At 74.6% G+C, this 854-nt stretch carries 1 protein-coding gene and 1 pseudogene; one reads left to right on the forward strand and one right to left on the reverse strand.

Features of this window, described 5'->3' with window-relative positions; translation table 11 throughout:
- Nucleotides 1–291: pseudogene (locus tag ACSNN7_RS28965) on the forward strand (flagellar biosynthesis protein FlgA); the annotation flags it as partial.
- Between the two features lie 262 nt (nucleotides 292–553).
- On the opposite strand, the gene ACSNN7_RS28970 reads toward ACSNN7_RS28965, so the two are convergent.
- Nucleotides 554–724: a hypothetical protein gene (locus ACSNN7_RS28970; RefSeq protein WP_436684218.1), complete on the reverse strand. Its 171-nt coding sequence runs from the start codon at nucleotides 722–724 to the stop codon at nucleotides 554–556.
- Nucleotides 725–854: the final 130 nt, after the last annotated feature.

Genomic DNA, 854 nt, shown 5'->3' on the forward strand with positions numbered 1-854 from the left:
GGGGCGCTGCCGCTGCCGAGCGGGTCGGTGGGGGTGCCGGTGCGGCTGGCCGAGCCCGCCGCGCTCGCCGTGCTCCGGCCGGGTGCACGGGTAGACCTGCTGGTCGTACCGGCCGGCCGGACGCCGGTGGAGGCCGGGCTGCTGGCTTCGGGAGCGCTGGTGCTCGACGTGGTGGGCGGAGACGCCGTCGACGGAACCTCGGCGCTCTACCTGGCACTCCGCCCCGACCAGGCGCAACGCGCCGTCGGCCAACCCGAGGGGAGCCGCTTCGCCGTCGTAGTCCGCGGCTGACCCAGCCCACAGGTCACCCGTAAGCAGCAGAACGAGCAGTCCCAGGCCGGGGGCTGCCTCGATTCAGGTCCCCCGCTCCGGCACCGAGCCCCATGATCGGGTAGCAGTTTCCGACGCGACACGCCGACGTACTCGTCGGAGATTGCTACCCGATCATGGACCGGTCGACAGCGGCACGGTGCACGCAGGGCGGTGGGGGTGGCGCTCCGCTGAGCAGCCCGTCATGGCGGGGGGCGTCCGGCTGCCGGTGCGGGAGGGTGGGTCAGTCCCAGTGGGGTGGGCGCTCGGCGAGCAGCCAGTCGTCGTTGCCGCCGGTGCGCTCGCCCCAGCCGTGGTCGGTGTCGTCGACCGTCTGCTCGGGCAGCACCACGAATTCCTCGCTGAGATCGACGGCGCGGTCGTCGTCGCGCACGCCCGGGTCCTCGATACTCACGAGCGGCAACACTAGCGCAGCGGGCGCCCGCCTCGGCGGCACCGCACGGACCGGCCACCCGGCCCCACCGACCGCAGCGCCTGCGGTATCCGGCCGGTGTCGCGGCACGCGCCTGCGTCGCCGCGTCGGG

Source organism: Micromonospora sp. URMC 105 (assembly GCF_051386295.1).
In the GTDB taxonomy this organism is placed as follows: domain Bacteria; phylum Actinomycetota; class Actinomycetes; order Mycobacteriales; family Micromonosporaceae; genus Micromonospora.